The sequence below is a fragment of the Bacillus ndiopicus genome (assembly GCF_000612805.1).
GTDB classification, from domain to species: Bacteria; Bacillota; Bacilli; order Bacillales_A; family Planococcaceae; genus Metasolibacillus; species Metasolibacillus ndiopicus.
In genome coordinates, this window is sequence record NZ_HG964409.1 from 108,699 (window position 1) to 127,898 (window position 19,200).

The window sequence follows — 19,200 nt, forward strand, 5'->3', positions numbered from 1 at the left end:
TGTAAAAATAGGGAAATCAACCAACAAAACGGGGTAGATTAACATGCATTCACAAATAACAACAATTGTCACGATTTTTATTACAACTGGTGTACTTAATCTTTATTTGAGCTTGCATGTATTAATTAAGCGCCATCATTATACAAAAATTATTTATTTGTTCATGGTTTATACAGCATTAATTGCTGTTTATTGCTTTTCGGCAGGTTTTGGCTTACTTGCTACTTCTTTAGTCGGAGTTAAGGTTTGGACTTTTTTTCAGTACCTGGGTATAGCAGTAACGCCACCTTTAGGGCTGCTTCTTGTTTTACAGTATTTAGGATATTCTGTTACAAAAAAAGTTTTTGTAGCACTCTTAACTATCCCCAGCGTTACGTTGTTTATGGTGGCAACAAATGACTTACACCATCTTCATTATAAAATATTTGAGTTCGATGCTGTTTTAGGCAAGCCTTATATTTATCAAGAAATCGGATTATGGTACTCCGTTCATGGAGCCTTTATTTTTGCTAGTATGCTAGTTGCTTTCTTCCTGTTACTTTTTCGTTGGAGGGAAACGGATAAAGTATATCGTCCACAACTATTTGCACTAATGGGGAGTCAGCTGCTTCCGATGACTATGGCCTTTATTTACTCGCTTGGTCTAACTCCTAGAGGCTTTGACCCAGTGCCTGCTGTACTAGTCATTTCCTCTTCGTTATTTTTATGGGCAATTCGTTCATCAAGCCTGTTTCGTAATATGCCAGTTGCGAAAGATCGAATTTTTAATAGTATTAATGATGGTGTGGTTGTGTTAGATAATCAACATCGACTTATTGAATATAACCAAGCGTGTATTCAGATGTTCCCAGAGTTGAAAAAGTCAATGCTAGGGATGCGTTATCAAGATATTTGGGATATATTAATAAGTATTCCTATGCCCTATACATTAGATGCTGTAGGGACAAGTCAAGAGGTTTGGTTACCAGAAACAGGGCGTACTTATCAAGTTCGTTTATCAGCACTACAGCAGCCAAATTACCAAAACGGTCTAGTTATCATTTTTAATGATATTACAGAGTTAAAAGATTTACAGCTGAAGCTGGAGCATTTGGCTTATTTTGATGAACTGACACAAATATATAATCGTAGAGCCTTTTTTGATAAATGTATGCAATTGTATGCAGAAGCAAAGGAACAAAATACCCCCTTTACAGTGATGCTGATGGATATTGACTTTTTTAAAAAGGTAAATGACACATATGGTCATGCGGTAGGGGATCAAGTACTAGCCCATGTTGCGCAAGTTTGTAAGTCTCAGCTAACAGACAAGGAATTATTTGCACGTTATGGTGGAGAGGAGTTTATACTTGCATTGCCAAATTATTCGGTAGTAGAGGCAGAGAAGTTAGCTAATCAAATCCGCCAAGCTGTGGAGAATACCCCATTAACAGTTGAAAATACAGTAGTTGTTACGACAATTAGTGGAGGTTTAGCTGAAGCGACTACTGACTTAGAGGTAACTTTGTCTCAACTATTAAATGCGGCAGATAAGGCGTTGTATAAGGCGAAGAGCAAGGGACGAAATTGTGTATATAGAGAGCAAGGAATCGAAAATGAACAATAAGAGGTTTCACTATTTGCTTTATTAATGAAGAACTAGGCTCGAAAAGTAATGATAACTCTCGTATTTCTAGTATATATTTTAATAATGGCGAAATTGTGATACACTGCTATAAGGTAATAATTGATACGGGGAGATAGGGTGTCTATCTTTCTGCAAATCTTAATATATAATGAGGAAGGTAAAAATGAGTAACAGACATACACAATCAGATGTTATCTTAATTGGTGCCGGAATAATGAGTGCTACTTTAGGGTCAATCCTTAAGGAATTAGCACCGGATTGGAAAATTACAGTGTTTGAGCAGCTTGAAAAAGCGGGTGAAGAAAGCTCTCACGAATTAAATAATGCAGGGACAGGACATGCTGCATTATGTGAGCTGAACTACACTTCTGAAAAATCAGATGGCTCAATAGATATCAGCAAAGCTATTAATGTAAACGAGCAATTCCAAGTTTCAATGCAGTTTTGGTCATACTTAGTCCAAAATAAGCTAATCGAAAATCCACAAGATTTCATTATGCCACTACCTCATATGAGTATGGTGCAAGGCGCAGATAACGTAAAGTTTTTGAAAAAACGCTTTGAAACAATGAGCAAAAATCCATTATTTAAAGGTATGGAGTTTTCTGATGATCCAGAAACGTTAAAAGAGTGGATTCCATTAATTATGAACGACCGTAAGTCTCCAGAGCCAATTGCAGCTACTAAAATTGACACTGGTACGGATGTAAACTTCGGTGCTTTAACACGTATGATTGTAAAAAACTTAGAAGAACAAGGCGTAGAAGTAAACTACAAGCATAGTGTTCACAGTATGAATCGTATGAAAGACGGTTCTTGGGAAGTAAAAGTACATGATAAAGATGGCTGCAGAATGGAATATCATAAAGCGAAATTCGTATTCCTTGGTGCAGGTGGCGGTAGTTTAGAGCTGTTACAAAAATCAGGTATACCTGAAGGGAAACATATCGGTGGATTCCCTATTAGCGGATTATTTTTACAATGTAAAAATGAAGAGATTATTAACCAACATCATGCGAAAGTATATGGTAAGGCGGCAGTTGGTGCACCACCAATGTCTGTACCTCACTTAGATACACGCTATATTGATGGTCAAAAATCATTATTATTTGGACCATTTGCAGGCTTCTCACCGAAGTTCTTAAAAACGGGCTCAAATATGGATTTATTTGCATCTATTAAGCCACATAACATTTTAACGTTACTTGCTTGTGGTGCAAAAGAAATGTCTTTAACGAAATATTTAATTCAACAGTTATTATTATCAAAAGAACAACGTATGGAAGAGCTGCGTGATTTTGTTCCTAATGCAAAATCTGAGGATTGGGAAGTAATTGTCGCTGGTCAACGTGTACAAGTAATTAAAGACACAGAAGCAGGCGGAAAAGGTACATTACAATTCGGTACGGAAGTTGTTAGCGCTGCTGATGGCTCGATTGCAGCATTATTAGGTGCTTCTCCAGGTGCTTCAACAGCTGTTCCAGTTATGCTTGAGGTAATTAAACGCTGCTTCCCACAAGAACTGAAAAAATGGGAGCCAAAAATTAAAAAAATGATTCCGTCATACGGTCAAAAATTAATGGACAACCCTGCCCTGTTAGAAGAAATCCACGCTTCAACAGCAGAAGTATTACAATTTAATAAATAATATAGAACTGCTTAGGAAATTAACTTTCCTAAGTAGTTTTTCTTTATAGGTTAGATAAAAAATACTTGATTTATGGGAATTTATGCAAGGAATTTTTCTTGTAATTGTAGTAGTATGTATGAATAGGACTTTCATAGTGAATTAAGTACACCCCAGCAAACTTTAGTCAAAATTCTTTCGGACGTGTCTGAAACCATCTTCAAAAAATATTATATTAAATCAACAAGATGTTAGTTACTCAGCCATTATATATGCGTGGTGCTTTTAGACTGAGTCCCTCTATAATAGAGGGGCATTTTCAACTAAATCAAAATAACATTTAAGAAAATAATTATAGAGGATTTATGATTTTGTATGAAAAATAAAAATATAAAAATTATAATGGCTATCTCAATACTACTACTACTTCTTTTCACAACTGCAAACGTTGCTATTTCTTATATGAAGGTGAAGAAAACTGTAGAAGAATCCATTATTAATCAAAGCCTTTCAATCGGTGAATCTATTGCTAGATCTATTGATATGAAAACATATAAAAGATTTTTAAGAAGCCCAGAAAAAAATAGCGACTATTGGGAAATAAGAAATTACTTAAGTGATGCTAAAGAGAAAACGGGTGTGTTATATATTTATACATTTGAAGTTGACAATCCTAATGTTGCTAGAGCAATGGTTGTTGGTCAACCTGGTATAGAAGGGCAGCATGATGATTTTCCGATAGGTGAGATTTGTTTACTACCTAGAAAATATGTAAGTGAGGCATACAATAATAGCACACCCTTTGTGACAGAGATTATAGAGGATTCAAAGTATGGTACTTATGTAACTGTAGGTGTACCGATTAAAGATGATGTTAATGAAACAATTGGTTATTTAGGTATTGATTTAAGTACAAGCTCCTTAGATAACATTAAGAAGGATATTATAGAAAATAATATTTTACTATTCATCTTTAATGGTGCATTAATTATTATTACGATTACTTCATTTTTCTTAATTCAAAGATGGTACCAAAAGGAACTGGCGAAGGAAGTAGTTGATACAGAAGATACGTATCAAACAGAGATTAAAGCATTGATTACATCTGTTTCTTCCTTAAGACATGATTTTACTAATCATATTCAGGTACTGCATGGTTTTTTACAACTAGGAGAGGTAGAGCAAGCGATGCAGTATGTCGAGGCGTTAAGCAAAGAAGTGCAAACATTGGAGTCGATTAAATTAAATATCGATCATCCTGGTCTTGCCATCTTGCTACAAACAAAGAAGCTTGCTGCACAAAATAATCAAATTGACATGAATTTTACGGTCACACAAAATTCCTTTGAACATATAAAAACGACAGATTTAATTAAAATATTATCGAATCTTATTGATAATGCCATTGATGCAACTGTTGCTTTACCTGAAGGGCAGAGGAAGATTGTTGTTGATTGTACGGCGGATTTAAAGAAGTATATTTTCCAAATAACGAATACAGGCCGCGCACTTTCATTAGATGCACCGTTTTTTGAGCAAGGTTACTCTACGAAACAAGAGGAAAAAGGAAAAGTGCATGGTCAAGGATTATTTATCGTCAAAAACATTGTTGAAAAATATGGTGGGCAAATTTCACTTTATTCTAAAAATGAACTAGAAACAGTAGTGTATGTAGAAATTCCATTAAAATTTTAATGTAGGTGAGGTTGTTGGGGAAAGTAAATATGCTTTTCTCAACAACCTATTTGTATTGTTTAAAAGTTTTTTGATTATGAAAGTGGCCTCCAATGGGCATAATACTTGATAAGAAATAGAGAAGATTTTCTCTATTTTCTATTAAATATGGCTAAGGAGGAGAACGATGCCACAAGTTGAAGTAAACTGTACAGTAGTGAATTGTATTTTTCATGCGAAAGGTGACCTGTGTGGGGCAGAGCGAATTCAAGTAGATATGGACGATCGGAGAAGTAGAGGAAGCAACGCGGAGTTTGCTGGAGATTTTGATTTACGCAATAGTCAAGATCAAGCACGCTATTCCTTTGAAACATGCTGCAATACCTTTAGACCTAAAAATGTAGAATAGCATTGAACTAAGCGCCTCAGTGCGCTTAGTTTCTGCTGGCAAAGAGGGAGAGTTTATTGAAATACAGAGAACTTGGAATTGGAAATAGGTGGCTTGTACATACTGAATTTGAAGAGAATAATGGAAAAGGGTATGAGAAAAGGGGAATTATTGGTGTTGTTAGTACATAATAGAGGGATATGGAATAAACTTTCGAAAACGTGGAATAAACGTCCTGAAACATGGAATAAAATCGCAAGGAGCTACTGGAATTTGTATTTCCAATAGCTCCTTTGCTTATTTAGTATACTTTATCCCCGTTAAAGATAGAGTTTTTCACAATAACATAGTCAACTGTACGAATAGCATCAAGCTTTGTGCCACCAGCATAAGAAATAGATGATTGTAAATCTTGCTCCATTTCAATTAATGTATCTTTTAATGGACCTTTATGGTCAACATACATTTTTTTACCTTCGACGTTTTTCTTTTCACCTTTTTGGAATTCAGATGCTGAACCAAAATATTCTTTTACTAATTTCCCATCCACTTCGATTGTTTCACCTGGAGATTCCTCATGGCCAGCGAATAATGAACCAATCATGACCATGGATGCACCAAAGCGTACAGATTTTGCGATATCACCATGCGTACGGATACCACCGTCTGCAATAATTGGCTTTGTTGCAGCCTTTGAGCACCAGCGTAAAGCAGCTAATTGCCAGCCACCTGTGCCGAAGCCTGTTTTAATTTTTGTAATACAAACTTTACCAGGACCAATTCCTACTTTCGTTGCATCAGCACCAGCATTTTCAAGCTCACGTACAGCTTCTGGTGTACCAACATTACCTGCGATAACGAAGCTATTTGGCAAATGCTTTTTAAGATGTTGAATCATGCGGATAACAGCATTTGAATGACCGTGTGCAATGTCGATTGTAACGAATTCAGGTACTAGATTTTCAGCAGCTAACTGCTCTACAAAAGCATATTCCTCTTCTTTTACACCAACGCTAATTGAAGCAATTAAGCCACGAGATTGCATATTTTTAATAAAATCGATACGCGTCTCAGGATTGAAGCGGTGCATAATGTAGAAATAGCCACCTTCAGCTAACATTAAAGCGATTTTTTCATCAATGATTGTTTGCATATTAGCAGGTACAACAGGTAATTTAAATTTATGTCCGCCTAGTGTAACAGACGTATCACATTGTGAACGGCTGTCTACAATACATTTATTAGGAATTAATTGAATATCTTCATAGTCAAATACATTATCCATCATTTGAACACCTCTAAAAACGAATATTTTTTTTATTGAAAGCGAAAATGTTCGCCATTTGGTAATTTACCCGATTTCGGAACAAATGTCAAAGAAAACATCAAATGAAATTTCAATCAATGGGATTTTACTACACTCCTACTTCACTTAAATTCTAAAACAGGCACCTGATTTCTCGTTGAAGAAGGCATTTCTGTTCGTTTATACGATATAAATAAAAAGATAAAATTGCGAATTACTCGCAATTCTATCTTCAATTTTTTAACGGTATGTGATTGCTGTGCCGGTTGCAACGACCATCATCATACCATCGCGTATTGTTTCGAAGTCTAAATCTACACCAACTACAGCATTTGCACCTAATTGCTTTGCTCGCTCTTTCATTTCCTCAATTGCAAGTTGTCTTCCTTCAGCTAGCTTTTCTTCATAGGCACTGCTACGCCCGCCGATGATATCCGTAACAGAAGCAAAAATGTCACGTACAACATTGGCTCCCATGATCGCTTCACCTGTTACGATTCCATGATATGTTTCGATTGTTTTACCTTCAAGACTATTCGTTGTTGTTACTAACATCTAAAACGCCTCCATTTCATGTATTACTATTAAATACGATTTTGCTACCAAAAGGTTTCCCCTTTAATTGTTAAAAAACACGTTATTTGCTACTATTGAAATGGATTTATCTTGATTCAGTGGATGTACAAGCGCCCGTTCAGTCGAGATAAGCGTCCAGACGAATGTCACCGATAATGAAGAGTTTGCTCTTGCCAGCATGAAAAATCTGGATTCAAGTTAGCTAGGGCATAATAGATTGTTTGGGGGATTGGGATATGACGACAAGTGTTCATCAAGAAACAATTAACATTGGGAAAGAAGAGTTATGGAAGTTTATTCAAGATAAAGAGCGTTGGGCGGTATTAATTCCGGGCTATTTGCATCATGAGCTACCTTCTATACAGCAAATGATTTGGGTGTTTCAAGGGGATTTTGGTATTATACAAAAGGCAGTAAAGCTACAATTGGACGAAATAACAAGTGTGGAAAATGAAAAATTAGCATTTAATTTAGTTGGTTTATCTGACAATATTAATGGTAGCGGTTATTTTGAAATGATGCCATCTAATGATGGTAGTTATTTATTAACGGGTAGTTTAACAATGACAGCTGGTGGTTTTTTAGCGGCGATGATAAATCCTGTGCTGGAAGGCTTTGTGCCAAAAACAGTAGAGGCACTTGTTCAGTCGATGGCACAAGAAGCGAGTAAAGTAAACAATTAATACGAAACTGTAAGTTGGGGATAGTGCAAAAAATTGTTACTGACGCGTGCTTTCGCGAAAGAAAACAATTGCGACTACAGGTTTTAGCAAATATTCAAAACAGAGGGTGTCAGGAAAGGTTTTATTATTTCCGATAGCCCTTGTTTTGTTATGAAAGGAGGTCAATGTTATGAAAGAGCATGATTATGAAAAATTACTACGAATTGATACTGCTGGTTTTCAATATGGATTTCCGAAGTTAGCACATTATCATCGTTATGAACCTACCCCTTATGCTGGACTTGAGCAACTTTTTGCGGAATATACACTGCCAGATAACGCTACATTTGTAGATATTGGCTGTGGTAAGGGACGTGTGCCTCTTTATATACATTATCGCTTTCATATTCCAGTTGTAGGTATCGAGATGGATGAAAAGTTCTTTATTGAAGCACAGCATAATAAAGAAACTTATTTAGAAAAGGCAAAGAAAAAGCATGTGCCTATTACTTTTCTCCATATGCTAGCAGAGCAATATAGAGTAACAAAAGAGGATAATGTTTTTTTCTTTTTTAATCCTTTTTCTATCGAGATTTTCCGCAAAGTTGTAGCAAAAATACTACACTCATTTGAATATAACCCAAGAAATATACATATTATTTTATACTATCCAGCAATTGATTACTTATTTTATCTTGAGCAAGAGACACCTTTTACACTACGTAAAGAAGTGCGTTTAAAAGGAGAATCGAATGCTAACGAACGTATATGTGTGTATACTTTATTATTTTAATAGATGTGCTTCTACGATGGCAGTAGCTATCGTAGGAGTTCTGGACTATGAATCTTGAGCGAACTCAAAACCTAAAATATTAAAAAGATATAGACACGATAGTAAAATTAAAGTAAAATATGGGAGTTTAAAATATCTGAATACTCACTCTAACTAGATATTTCGGAATATTTAAAATTATATTGTGCAGGACGAATGTTTTATGTATAATTATCTGAAAATACTAAAACATTAGAAAATTGATTGAAAGGGTGTTTTATAATTATGAAACATTATAAATTAAAGAAATTTGCTTCTCTATTTTTAGCAACGTCAGTTTTAGCTGGCGCATTGGCAGGCTGTGGTACTGATTCGGGTGGTGGTTCATCGTCAAATGGTGGTTCATCAAGTGGCGGAGGGAATTCTGCTTCAGGCGATACAATAAAAATTGGAGCTAACCTTGAATTATCTGGAGCGGTAGCAACGTATGGTTTATCTATTGCTGATGGCGCAACATTGGCGATGGAAGAAATTAACGCGAGCGGCGGCATTAATGGCAAAAAAATCGAATTAATCAAAGTGGATAATAAATCAGAAAATGCTGAAGCGGTGTCTGCAGCAATTAGATTAGCGGAGCAAGAAAAGGTTGTGGCCATGATTGGACCAGCGACATCAGGGAACTCTGTAGCAACAGTTCAAATAGCGAATCAACATAAAATTCCTATGGTAACAGCATCAGGAACGGCACCGAACGTAACGGAAAACGCAGATGGAACAATCAATGAATATGCATTCCGCACATGCTTTATTGATCCGTTCCAAGGTACTGTAGCAGCAAACTTTGCGACAAATGAGCTTGGAGCAAAAAATGTAGCTATTTATGCTGATAATGCATCTGATTATGCGAAAGGCTTGGCTGCATCGTTTAAAGAAACAGTTGAGAAAAATGGCGGTAAAGTAGTTATTGAACAAGCCTATGTAGCAAAAGACGTAGACTTCAAATCAACATTAACAAATATTAAAGGGGCAAACCCAGATTTCATTTTTATCCCAGGTTACTATGAAGAAGTAGGTTTAATTGTTAAACAAGCACGTGAGTTAGGTATTACAGCGCCATTAATGGGGGCTGATGGATGGGATTCTCCGACTTTAATTGACTTAGCAGGGAAAGACGCATTAAATAACACGTTCATTACAAATCACTATTCATCTGAAGATCCAGATGAGACAATTCAAAAGTTTGTAAAGGCATTCGAAACGAAATACAACCAAGCACCAAATGCCTTCCATGCTTTAGGATATGACACTGTTTACTACTTGAAAGACGCAATTGAACGTGCCGGAGATAATGTTACAGGTGAAACAATTAAAAATATGCTAGCGGAAACAAAAGATTTAAGCTTAGTGACAGGTAAATTTACAGTAGATGAAAAACACAACCCAGTTAAATCAGCAACAGTTCTTGAATTCAAAGACGGCAACCAAGTGTTCAACTCTAAAGTGAATCCTTAATCGTTAAGTGACTCAGTGGGCTGTTTGAAAAGTGAGCTAATGCGCCACTTTCCAGACAGCCATTTTTTAAGAGGTTTAAAGAGCCTCTTCGCTACAATCTAAAACAAATAAGTAAAACTTGATTTCGGACTGTTTGGAAGTGATTTTAGACTTTTCCGACAGTCCCTTTTACTGTCAATTTGGTTGTCGAAGCCAAAATCAAAGGAGTGAGAATAATGGAATGGATACAGCAACTCGTAAATGGAATTTCACTCGGTAGTATTTACGCGCTCATCGCTCTTGGTTATACGATGGTATACGGCATTATTAAATTAATTAACTTTGCGCATGGTGATGTTTTCATGCTTGGTGCTTTTATCGGGTTTTTTGCGATTGCAAGATGGGATATGCACTTTATCCCAGCGCTACTAATGGCGATGATTTTATGTGCGGTGATAGGGGTCATCATTGAAAGGGTCGCTTATAAGCGTCTACGTAATGCAACACGTATTGCAGCATTAATTACTGCAATTGGGGTGTCATTATTAATTGAGTATACGGTTATCTTCTTCCGTGGGGCAGCACCTGAGGCATACCCAACTATTTTTGAAAACCCGTCATTCAATGTTTTCGGAGTACAAATTGACACAAGATCAATTTTTATTTTAACGGTATCCATCGTTTTAATGATGTTATTACAATTTATTGTGCATCGTACGAAAATTGGTAAGGCGATGCGTGCAGTTTCACATGACGCAGATGCAGCACGTTTAATGGGAATTAATGTAGATAATACAATTTCAGCAACGTTTGCGATTGGTTCAGCGTTGGCTGGAGCTGCAGGGGTTATTTTCGGTATTTACTATACGCGAATTGATCCATTAATGGGGGTATTACCTGGCTTGAAGGCGTTCGTTGCAGCAGTTTTAGGTGGTATTGGTATTATTCCAGGTGCGATGGCTGGTGGTCTTGTACTAGGTGTGGTAGAAACGGTAGTTAGTGCGTTAGGCTTTTCATTGTGGCGCGATGCAGCAGCGTTCGTTATTTTAATCTTAATTCTAATTTTACGACCAGCGGGTATTTTTGGTAAAAATGCTCGTGAGAAAGTGTAGGTGAGCAAGGATGAAAAAGTCTAAAGTTTTTTGGGGCTATGCAATCATAGCGCTAGTGCTTTATGCAGTCGTGCAAACTCTCATTTCTTTCGGCATGGTCAATACGCATTATCAAAATATGCTTATTACAATGTGTATTAACGTGATGCTAGCGGTTAGCTTACATCTTGTAATTGGTGTAACAGGGCAGTTTTCTATTGGGCACGCAGGATTTTTGGCAGTGGGTGCTTATATATCAGCTATTTGTACGATGAAGCTGGGTATGCCGTTTTCGATGGCAATTTTAGCTGGGGCAGTTGTCGCGATGCTAGCAGGGCTATTAGTTGGTATTCCTTCTTTACGTTTAAGAGGTGATTATTTAGCAATTGCTACACTGGGCTTTGCTGAGATTATTCGCATTGTCTTCTTAAATATCGATTATGTTGGTGGGGCAGCGGGGATGCAAGTAACGCATCAATCGACTTGGACATATGCCTTTGTTGGTACTGCTATTACAATTTTAATCATTTCAAACTTTACAAATTCCCGTCATGGGCGGGCATGTATTGCTATACGTGAGGATGAAATTGCAGCAGATGCAATGGGGATTAATACTACTTATTATAAAGTAGCTGCATTTGCAGTAGGATCGTTCTTTGCTGGCGTAGCAGGTGCAATCTATGCGCATAATTTCTATATTATTCAACCGACAGCATTCGGATTTTTAAAATCATTTGATATTTTAATTTTAGTTGTGCTTGGTGGATTAGGTAGTCTTTCTGGGGCAGTGCTTGCAGCTATTTTCTTAACATTCGTATCAACATACTTACAGGCGTTTCCAGAGACGCGTATGATTATTTATTCACTTGTTTTAATTTTAGTTATGCTGTATCGCCCAACAGGTTTACTAGGGACAAAAGAAATTACAGACTTATTCAAATTCAGAAAAAAAGGAGGTACTAAAGTATGAGTACACTTCTTAAAGTCGATAGCTTAGGTATTCAATTTGGCGGTTTAAAGGCCGTACAAAATGTCAATATGTATATGGAAAATGGGGAGCTCATTGGTTTAATTGGACCAAATGGTGCAGGTAAAACGACGACATTCAATATGTTGACAGGTGTGTATGCGCCAACGGAAGGAACAATTACGTTTGCTGGTAAGCAAATTCAAGGGTTGGATCCATACAAAGTAACACGAGGTGGTATTAGCCGTACATTCCAAAATATTCGTTTATTTAAAGAGTTATCGGTATTAGATAACGTAAAGGTAGCAAACCACTCTTTAGCAAATCATAACATTCTATCTTCTATTTTCAGACTACCAAAGCATTTTTCTGGTGAAGCAAAAATGGAGGAGGAATCGCTCGCTTTTTTAAAAATTTTTGGTTTAGATGTGTATAAGGATGAGTTATCAAAAAACTTGCCGTACGGGATGCAGCGTCGCTTAGAAATTGCACGTGCGCTTGCAGCAGGACCGAAGCTCTTGTTGCTAGATGAGCCAGCAGCAGGGATGAATCCACAAGAAACGAAAGAATTAATGGATCTTATTGCATTTATCCGTAAAGAATTTGATTTAACAATTTTACTTATTGAGCATGATATGAATTTAGTTATGGGGATTTGTGAGCGCATTTATGTGCTTGACCATGGACAGCTAATAGCTGAGGGAACACCAGCAGAAATTCGTTCAAATCCAAAGGTTATTGAGGCGTATTTAGGAGAGGAGGTAGCGGACTAATGCTGAAGGTAAATGATATCGATGTATACTATGGTAATATTCAAGCATTGAAGGGCCTTTCCTTAGAAGTAAATGAGGGTGAGATTGTAACGTTAATTGGTGCAAATGGTGCAGGGAAAAGTACGTTACTAAAGACATTATCAGGCTTACTTAAGCCGAAAAGAGGTTCTATTGAATATTTAGGTTCAGCTATTGATGGCAAGGCAGCACAGTCAATTGTAAAGGCAGGGATTTCCCATGTGCCAGAGGGGCGCCGTGTATTTGCCAATATGACAGTAGAAGAAAACTTAGAGCTGGGTGCTTATTTGAGGAAAGACCGAGAAGGTATTAAAAAAGATATGGAACACGTTTATGAGCTGTTCCCACGCCTTTTTGAGCGTCACAAACAGCTATCTGGCACACTATCAGGCGGTGAGCAACAAATGCTTGCGATGGGGCGTGCCTTAATGGCGAAACCCAAATTAATTTTAATGGATGAGCCTTCAATGGGACTTGCGCCATTAATGGTAAAAAATATTTTTAACATTATTGAAATGGTGAATAAAGAGGGCGTGACAGTTTTATTAGTAGAGCAAAACGCGAACATGGCACTTTCCGTTGCCCACAGAGCCTATGTGCTAGAAACCGGTAAAATTGTGCTATCAGGCTCAGCGAAGGAATTACAAGAGAGCGATGAGGTAAAAGCAGCTTATCTTGGTGGTTTATAATGATAAAGGGTTGTCTTGCACAGTTTGCAAGACAGCCCTTTTTTCGTTAATGTAGATAACAGAGGAGTGATTATACATGACACAGTCAGCACAGTTTTACATTGAGCAATTACAGCTAGAGGCTCATCCAGAGGGTGGTTACTATAAATCAAGCTTTCGCGCTAATGATAAAATGGCTACGCGCGATGTTTTGCGACCAATATATACGAGTATTTATTTTTTATTGCGTTCACAGGATATTTCCCACCTTCATCGTTTACAGTCAGATGAATTATGGTACTACCATGCAGGTAGTCCGCTCACTGTGCATATGATTCACCCAGATGGTACTTATGAGGCAAAGAAGCTTGGACTAAATATTGCAGCAGGGGAAGCACCACAAATTTTAGTGCCGAAGCATACGATTTTTGGTTCATCTGTTGATGATGCGGATACATTCAGTTTAGTTGGTTGTATGGTTGCACCAGGCTTCGATTTTACAGATTTTGAGTTGTTTACACAGGATGAGTTATTAGCTGATTATCCACAACATGAGGTAGTTATTCGCAAGATGGCATATGCAGAGTTGAAATAGTCATAAAAAGTAAAATAAGCGCAAACAATCAACGTTTTTCAATGGATTGTTTGCGCTTTTTAAGGCTACCAATCTATAGACTCGGGGTACTTCAAAGAGATTTGTAATTCATGTAAGGCATGTTTTGTTTCTTTAGCTGCCTGCATTAACTGATTTAATAAGAAGTGATAATCCTCACCTTCAACGACTAAACGGATAGCAAATGCAGAAAGGTGCGCTGCTCGTTCCTCCTGTGATAAGGACAGATACTCGATATTAAGCACATCAACATATTGCGTTGCATAGCGAAAATAGGCAGGTGTTTTTTCAGCAAGAACATGTAGGAAAACGGCGTAATGTTCATCGCCAATCAGCTCTTGTAAACTTTCTGCAACGAGCGCTTGAAAGCTACGTACTGTTGCAATGTGTTGGTTCCATAATGAATTGTCTACTAGCTCTTGATGAAGATGGATAAAATCATTACATGCAATGGCTGTAAACAATAACTCTGGCCATAAAATATCAGTTGCAAAGTAAATGTTTTTTTCAGGCATCACCATTTTTTGCTTCGTTTGTATACCTCGATTAACACCGTTTGCGATATATTCGATATGTTGCTCGCCTGTAGCTGCTTGACGTAGCTTATAGCACACATTTAAAATGCGATTGCGAGCACCTTGATAGTCGTAGTAGCGCTTTGCATCACCTGTAATATGATAGATTGCATTAATTAGTTGATCAATATCCCAATAGTCGCCACTGATACGGGCGCCTGTTAGTAGTTTTGTTGGTTGAATTGTGAGCATCATCTCGCCCCCTAGATTTGTGCTACGATTGTTTATAGTTTAGATGCTTAAATAACTCCTGTAGTTCTTGCTTTGTTAAATCTCGCCACTGACCGACTTTTAAGTTGCCTAAGTGAATATTCATAATGCGAATGCGTTGAAGTCGCTTTACAGAGTAGCCAAGCGCTGAACACATGCGTCGAATTTGACGATTCAAACCTTGCTCTAAAATAATTTTGAAAACATTGCTCGATATTTTTTCTACGCGACAAGGTAATGTTGTTGTATCTAAAATATCTACACCAGAGGCCATTTTTTGCAAAAATTTATCAGTAACAGGTTTATCAACTTGGACGATATATTCTTTTTCATGATGGTGCTCAGCACGTAAAATTTCATTTACGATATCTCCATCATTCGTTAAAAGTAACAAGCCTTCTGAATCTTTATCTAAACGTCCAATATGGAATATACGCAATGGGTGATTTACGAAGTCCACTACATTGCCTTTAATATGTTTTTCTGTTGTGCTCGTAATGCCAACAGGTTTATTCAGTGCAATGTAAACAAGCTGCTCTTCCTTCGAAACTGGCTGACCATCTACACAGACGATATCGCCCTCTTGTACTTTACTGCCAATTGTAGCAAGCTCCCCGTTAATTGTAATTCGACCTTCCTCAATCCATTTATCTGCACCACGACGTGACACCGCCCCAGTTTCTGCTAGAAATTTATTAATACGCATAGTTTCTCATCCTTTAATTTGAATAATGTTAGTATACAATATTTAGTATGGAATAAGAAATATAGGTTCATCAGCAAAAGCTATAGTTGGCAAAAGGAAATAGCATTTTTCAAAAGAAATATGTGTGCTTATTTAATCAGATTTTCTATAGAAAGTTGAAAACTCAGTTGATTTCCGTTGCGATTGGCTCGCTTTCCAGGGGGCATAGCTCCAACTAATTTTTTTCGGCAGTAGCCGAGCCATCTTCACTTCAATCAACTGGAGAAAGCCTTGTAAATAAAGAATTCAACTAAAAAACACGCACATAAAAATTTATTGCTTACCATGATTTATCTGAGAAAAAATTTTTAATCAATAGTTAACATGACACATAGCTTACTTTTTTAAAGAGTAAGCTCTCTATGTAGATGGTTCCACAATACAAGATTTGATTTATTCTGAATTTTAAAATGAAATAGGTACATCAATATTATTTTCTTGTATCAGCTATTGAAGAATATGTTTTTGACTATTTCATTAGATAAAAGCTATTTCTAGTTGATTGGAGTGGAGGGTGGCGACTCCAGCAGGAACAGCACGAGCTGAAAATCCATTTATTTCGGCAGTAGCCGAAATAAATTAGTTGAAGCCGTGCCTGCGGAAAGCGTCCACCCGCAACGGAAATCAACGGCTTGTTTATCTTTTCTATAAATAAATAGTGAAATAACATGTTATTTTTTAATCAATCCCAAAAAGATAGAGGGATAAAAATTGAAATATTCAACTTTTTCTGACAATATAATATATAAGACTACCTTTCTACTAGCACTAGCTGCAGCATAGCATATAGGGTATGATCTAATATTCATAACGAAGGGGAGAGAATTGAATGGTTTATGCATTTCCAAACACAGAAGGGGCATTGATTCATTTTAAGGAACGTTATGACAACTATATTGGAGGTAAATGGACGCCTCCTACAAAAGGGCAGTATTTTGATAATCCGACACCTGTAACAGGGAAAGTGTTTACACAAGTAGCACGTTCTACAGAAGAGGATATTGAGCTAGCGCTCGATGCGGCACATGAAGCGAAAGATGCATGGGGCAGTACTTCACCAACAGAACGCAGCAATATTTTATTGAAAATTGCAGATCGTATGGAAGCTAATCTTGAAATGCTGGCAGTAGCTGAGACTTGGGAAAATGGGAAGGCAGTACGTGAAACGTTAAACGCGGATATTCCATTAGCAATTGATCATTTCCGTTATTTTGCTGGTGTTATCCGAGCACAGGAAGGCTCGCTCAGCCAAATAGATAATAATACAGTAGCTTATCATTTTCATGAGCCGATAGGGGTAGTGGGACAAATTATTCCATGGAACTTCCCGATTTTAATGGCGACATGGAAGCTTGCCCCTGCACTTGCAGCAGGTAACTGCGTTGTAATAAAGCCTGCAGAGCAAACACCAGTATCAATTTTGGTCGTAATGGAATTAATTGCAGACCTATTACCACCAGGTGTTGTTAATATTGTAAACGGCTTTGGCTTAGAGGCTGGTAAACCGCTAGCGTCAAGCACGCGTATAGGGAAAATTGCCTTTACAGGTGAAACGACAACAGGGCGCTTAATTATGCAGTATGCATCACAAAATATTATCCCTGTAACACTTGAGCTAGGTGGTAAATCGCCAAATATTTTCTTTGAAGATATTATGGCACAGGATGATGAATTTTTAGATAAGGCTGTAGAAGGCTTTGTTATGTTCGCCTTAAACCAAGGGGAAGTATGTACATGCCCTTCACGTGCGCTGATCCAAGAGTCAATTTATGAGCCATTTATGGAGCGTGTGTTGGCTAGGGTGGAGGCGATTAAAACAGGTAATCCACTTGATCCGAACTCGATGATGGGTGCGCAAGCTTCTACAGAGCAAATGGAAAAGATTCTCTCTTACCTAGATATCGGTAAGCAAGAAGGAGCAGAGTGTCTAATCGGTGGTGAACGCAACCAATTAGATGGGGAATTTACAGACGGCTACTATATTAAGCCAACTGTTTTCAAAGGCGATAACAAAATGCGTATTTTCCAGGAGGAAATTTTTGGACCTGTTGTAGCTGTAACGACGTTTAAAACGAAGGAAGAGGCTTTGGAAATAGCGAACGATACTTTATATGGCTTAGGTTCGGGTATTTGGACGCGCGATATGAATACGGCATATCGTTTTGGTCGAGGTATTCAGGCTGGTCGAGTTTGGACGAACTGCTATCACCAATACCCTGCACATGCGGCATTTGGTGGTTACAAAATGTCAGGTACTGGACGAGAAAACCATAAAATGATGCTAAGTCACTATCAGCAAACGAAAAACTTGCTAGTGAGCTATGATCCAAATCGCGCAGGCTTCTTCTAATAATTGGAGGTGCTAAAGGATGGTTGAGCGTGTAATAGCGACAGATGTAGCACTCGATTTAATTAATTTATTAGTCGAACGCCATGGACCTGTTATGTTCCATCAATCAGGGGGATGCTGTGATGGCTCTTCACCGATGTGCTATCCGCAAGGTGATTTAATGCTAGGTGAGCAAGATATATTGCTTGGTGAGATTGGCAGCGCACCATTTTATATACACAAAAGCCAATATGATTATTGGAAGCATACACAGCTCATTATTGATGTTGTTGATGGGCGAGGTGGTATGTTTTCCTTGGAAGGTGTGGAAGGTAAGCGCTTCTTGACAAGGTCGCGTATATTTACGCAAGAGGAACAGCAAGAATTGAATATAGGGTATTAGTTGGGGGACCGATTCGCATATGCGAATCGGTCTTATTTTTGGCAAACAAATGCGTAAAACATTTGAATTTCCACGTGCTGGCATGTAACATAAAAAGAAGATTGCTCTTGAAGGAGAGATTAAATATGGGAAATGCTATGCCAATGAGTTATTCTCGTACAATTCAAACACGTCTTGTGCTCCCACCAGATACGAATCACCATGGTTCTATTTTTGGGGGACGTGTGTTAGCTTATATTGATGAAATTGCTGCAATTGCTTCGATGACACATGCTAAAGGAGAGGTTGTCACAGCCTCTATTGATTCAGTTGATTTTGTTTCTCCTGCCTATGTTGGCGATGTGTTGGAGTTAGAGGGAATTGTGACATCAACAGGACGTACTTCGATGGAAATTTATGTGCGTGTTGTAACTCGCAACTTAAAAACGCGTGAGGAGCGTTTGACAACAGAATCCTTTGTCACAATGGTTGCTATTGATGCAGAAGGAAAGCCAAGAGAAGTGCCAGGTGTTTATCCGGAAACAGAAACGGAAAAACGATTGTTTGAAACTGCACCAAAGCGTAGAGAATACCGCAAAGCAAAACGTGCATTGCAGCATTAAAACATTTGGCGTGGAAGCATCTGTTTTAGCAGGTATAATATAAAATGGGCTATATGGAAAGTTACTACTTTCCATATAGCCCA

Annotated in this window: 20 protein-coding genes; 16 read left to right on the top strand and 4 right to left on the bottom strand. The window is 37.7% G+C overall.

Annotation, left to right across the window (positions count from 1 at the left end):
- Window positions 1-43: 43 nt before the first annotated feature.
- The 5 genes from TY13_RS16970 to TY13_RS20770 all read left to right on the top strand — a co-directional run bounded on the left by TY13_RS16970 (window position 44) and on the right by TY13_RS20770 (window position 5,507).
- Window positions 44-1,606, top strand: coding sequence for a histidine kinase N-terminal 7TM domain-containing diguanylate cyclase (locus TY13_RS16970; protein WP_042478520.1), 1,563 nt, complete (start codon window positions 44-46; stop codon window positions 1,604-1,606).
- A 184-nt stretch (window positions 1,607-1,790) separates the two neighbouring features.
- Window positions 1,791-3,275 carry a malate:quinone oxidoreductase gene (locus tag TY13_RS16975; RefSeq protein ID WP_042478522.1) on the top strand — a complete coding sequence of 495 codons (1,485 nt, stop codon included), beginning with the start codon at window positions 1,791-1,793 and terminating at the stop codon, window positions 3,273-3,275.
- A 354-nt stretch (window positions 3,276-3,629) separates the two neighbouring features.
- Window positions 3,630-4,949 carry a Spo0B domain-containing protein gene (locus TY13_RS16980; RefSeq protein ID WP_042478524.1) on the top strand — a complete coding sequence of 440 codons (1,320 nt, stop codon included), beginning with the start codon at window positions 3,630-3,632 and terminating at the stop codon, window positions 4,947-4,949.
- Between the two features lie 166 nt (window positions 4,950-5,115).
- Window positions 5,116-5,337 (top strand): DUF1540 domain-containing protein, encoded by a 222-nt coding sequence (locus TY13_RS16985; RefSeq protein WP_042478526.1) that lies wholly within the window; start codon window positions 5,116-5,118, stop codon window positions 5,335-5,337.
- A gap of 56 nt (window positions 5,338-5,393) precedes the next feature.
- On the top strand, window positions 5,394-5,507 hold the full coding sequence (locus TY13_RS20770; protein ID WP_154661632.1) for a DUF3977 family protein: 114 nt from the start codon (window positions 5,394-5,396) through the stop codon (window positions 5,505-5,507).
- Window positions 5,508-5,617: 110 nt separating this feature from the next.
- On the opposite strand, the gene guaC is transcribed toward TY13_RS20770, so the two are convergent.
- Together guaC and TY13_RS16995 are read right to left on the bottom strand one after the other, a co-directional pair.
- Entirely contained in the window at window positions 5,618-6,601 is a 984-nt protein-coding gene (gene guaC / locus TY13_RS16990; protein WP_042478711.1) for a GMP reductase, read from the bottom strand.
- Window positions 6,602-6,862: 261 nt separating this feature from the next.
- Window positions 6,863-7,177 carry a YbjQ family protein gene (locus tag TY13_RS16995; protein ID WP_042478528.1) on the bottom strand — a complete coding sequence of 105 codons (315 nt, stop codon included), beginning with the start codon at window positions 7,175-7,177 and terminating at the stop codon, window positions 6,863-6,865.
- Between the two features lie 257 nt (window positions 7,178-7,434).
- Here TY13_RS16995 and TY13_RS17000 point away from each other — a divergent pair, with 257 nt between their 5' ends.
- The 8 genes from TY13_RS17000 to TY13_RS17035 all read left to right on the top strand — a co-directional run bounded on the left by TY13_RS17000 (window position 7,435) and on the right by TY13_RS17035 (window position 14,235).
- Window positions 7,435-7,881: a CoxG family protein gene (locus TY13_RS17000; RefSeq protein WP_042478531.1), complete on the top strand. Its 447-nt coding sequence runs from the start codon at window positions 7,435-7,437 to the stop codon at window positions 7,879-7,881.
- Window positions 7,882-8,050: 169 nt separating this feature from the next.
- Complete coding sequence (locus TY13_RS17005; protein ID WP_042478533.1) at window positions 8,051-8,653, top strand: class I SAM-dependent methyltransferase; 603 nt, start codon at window positions 8,051-8,053, stop codon at window positions 8,651-8,653.
- 264 nt (window positions 8,654-8,917) lie between these two features.
- On the top strand, window positions 8,918-10,144 hold the full coding sequence (locus TY13_RS17010) for an ABC transporter substrate-binding protein (protein WP_407637743.1): 1,227 nt from the start codon (window positions 8,918-8,920) through the stop codon (window positions 10,142-10,144).
- A gap of 215 nt (window positions 10,145-10,359) precedes the next feature.
- Window positions 10,360-11,235 carry a branched-chain amino acid ABC transporter permease gene (locus tag TY13_RS17015; RefSeq protein WP_042478534.1) on the top strand — a complete coding sequence of 292 codons (876 nt, stop codon included), beginning with the start codon at window positions 10,360-10,362 and terminating at the stop codon, window positions 11,233-11,235.
- A 10-nt stretch (window positions 11,236-11,245) separates the two neighbouring features.
- Window positions 11,246-12,184 carry a branched-chain amino acid ABC transporter permease gene (locus TY13_RS17020; protein ID WP_042478536.1) on the top strand — a complete coding sequence of 313 codons (939 nt, stop codon included), beginning with the start codon at window positions 11,246-11,248 and terminating at the stop codon, window positions 12,182-12,184.
- Window positions 12,181-12,954: an ABC transporter ATP-binding protein gene (locus TY13_RS17025; protein WP_042478538.1), complete on the top strand. Its 774-nt coding sequence runs from the start codon at window positions 12,181-12,183 to the stop codon at window positions 12,952-12,954. The genes TY13_RS17020 and TY13_RS17025 overlap by 4 nt, the downstream gene beginning before the upstream one ends.
- Window positions 12,954-13,661 (top strand): ABC transporter ATP-binding protein, encoded by a 708-nt coding sequence (locus TY13_RS17030; RefSeq protein WP_042478540.1) that lies wholly within the window; start codon window positions 12,954-12,956, stop codon window positions 13,659-13,661. The genes TY13_RS17025 and TY13_RS17030 overlap by 1 nt, the downstream gene beginning before the upstream one ends.
- Before the next feature lie 76 nt (window positions 13,662-13,737).
- A complete protein-coding gene (locus TY13_RS17035; RefSeq protein ID WP_042478542.1) occupies window positions 13,738-14,235 on the top strand; it encodes a cupin domain-containing protein in 498 nt (165 codons plus the stop codon).
- A gap of 65 nt (window positions 14,236-14,300) precedes the next feature.
- Here TY13_RS17035 and TY13_RS17040 read toward each other — a convergent pair whose 3' ends face one another.
- Together TY13_RS17040 and rluF are read right to left on the bottom strand one after the other, a co-directional pair.
- The gene (locus TY13_RS17040) at window positions 14,301-15,023 is read right to left on the bottom strand and encodes a DUF6904 family protein (protein WP_230199471.1); all 723 of its coding nucleotides are present in this window, start codon (window positions 15,021-15,023) and stop codon (window positions 14,301-14,303) included.
- Between the two features lie 19 nt (window positions 15,024-15,042).
- Window positions 15,043-15,744 carry a 23S rRNA pseudouridine(2604) synthase RluF gene (rluF, locus tag TY13_RS17045; RefSeq protein ID WP_042478545.1) on the bottom strand — a complete coding sequence of 234 codons (702 nt, stop codon included), beginning with the start codon at window positions 15,742-15,744 and terminating at the stop codon, window positions 15,043-15,045.
- Window positions 15,745-16,612: 868 nt separating this feature from the next.
- Between rluF and adh the strand changes: the two genes are divergently transcribed.
- From adh to TY13_RS17060, 3 genes are all read left to right on the top strand, one after another.
- Entirely contained in the window at window positions 16,613-18,133 is a 1,521-nt protein-coding gene (gene adh, locus TY13_RS17050; RefSeq protein WP_042478547.1) for an aldehyde dehydrogenase, read from the top strand.
- A gap of 19 nt (window positions 18,134-18,152) precedes the next feature.
- Window positions 18,153-18,515, top strand: coding sequence for a DUF779 domain-containing protein (locus TY13_RS17055; RefSeq protein ID WP_042478549.1), 363 nt, complete (start codon window positions 18,153-18,155; stop codon window positions 18,513-18,515).
- A 125-nt stretch (window positions 18,516-18,640) separates the two neighbouring features.
- Complete coding sequence (locus TY13_RS17060; RefSeq protein ID WP_042478550.1) at window positions 18,641-19,117, top strand: acyl-CoA thioesterase; 477 nt, start codon at window positions 18,641-18,643, stop codon at window positions 19,115-19,117.
- Window positions 19,118-19,200: the final 83 nt, after the last annotated feature.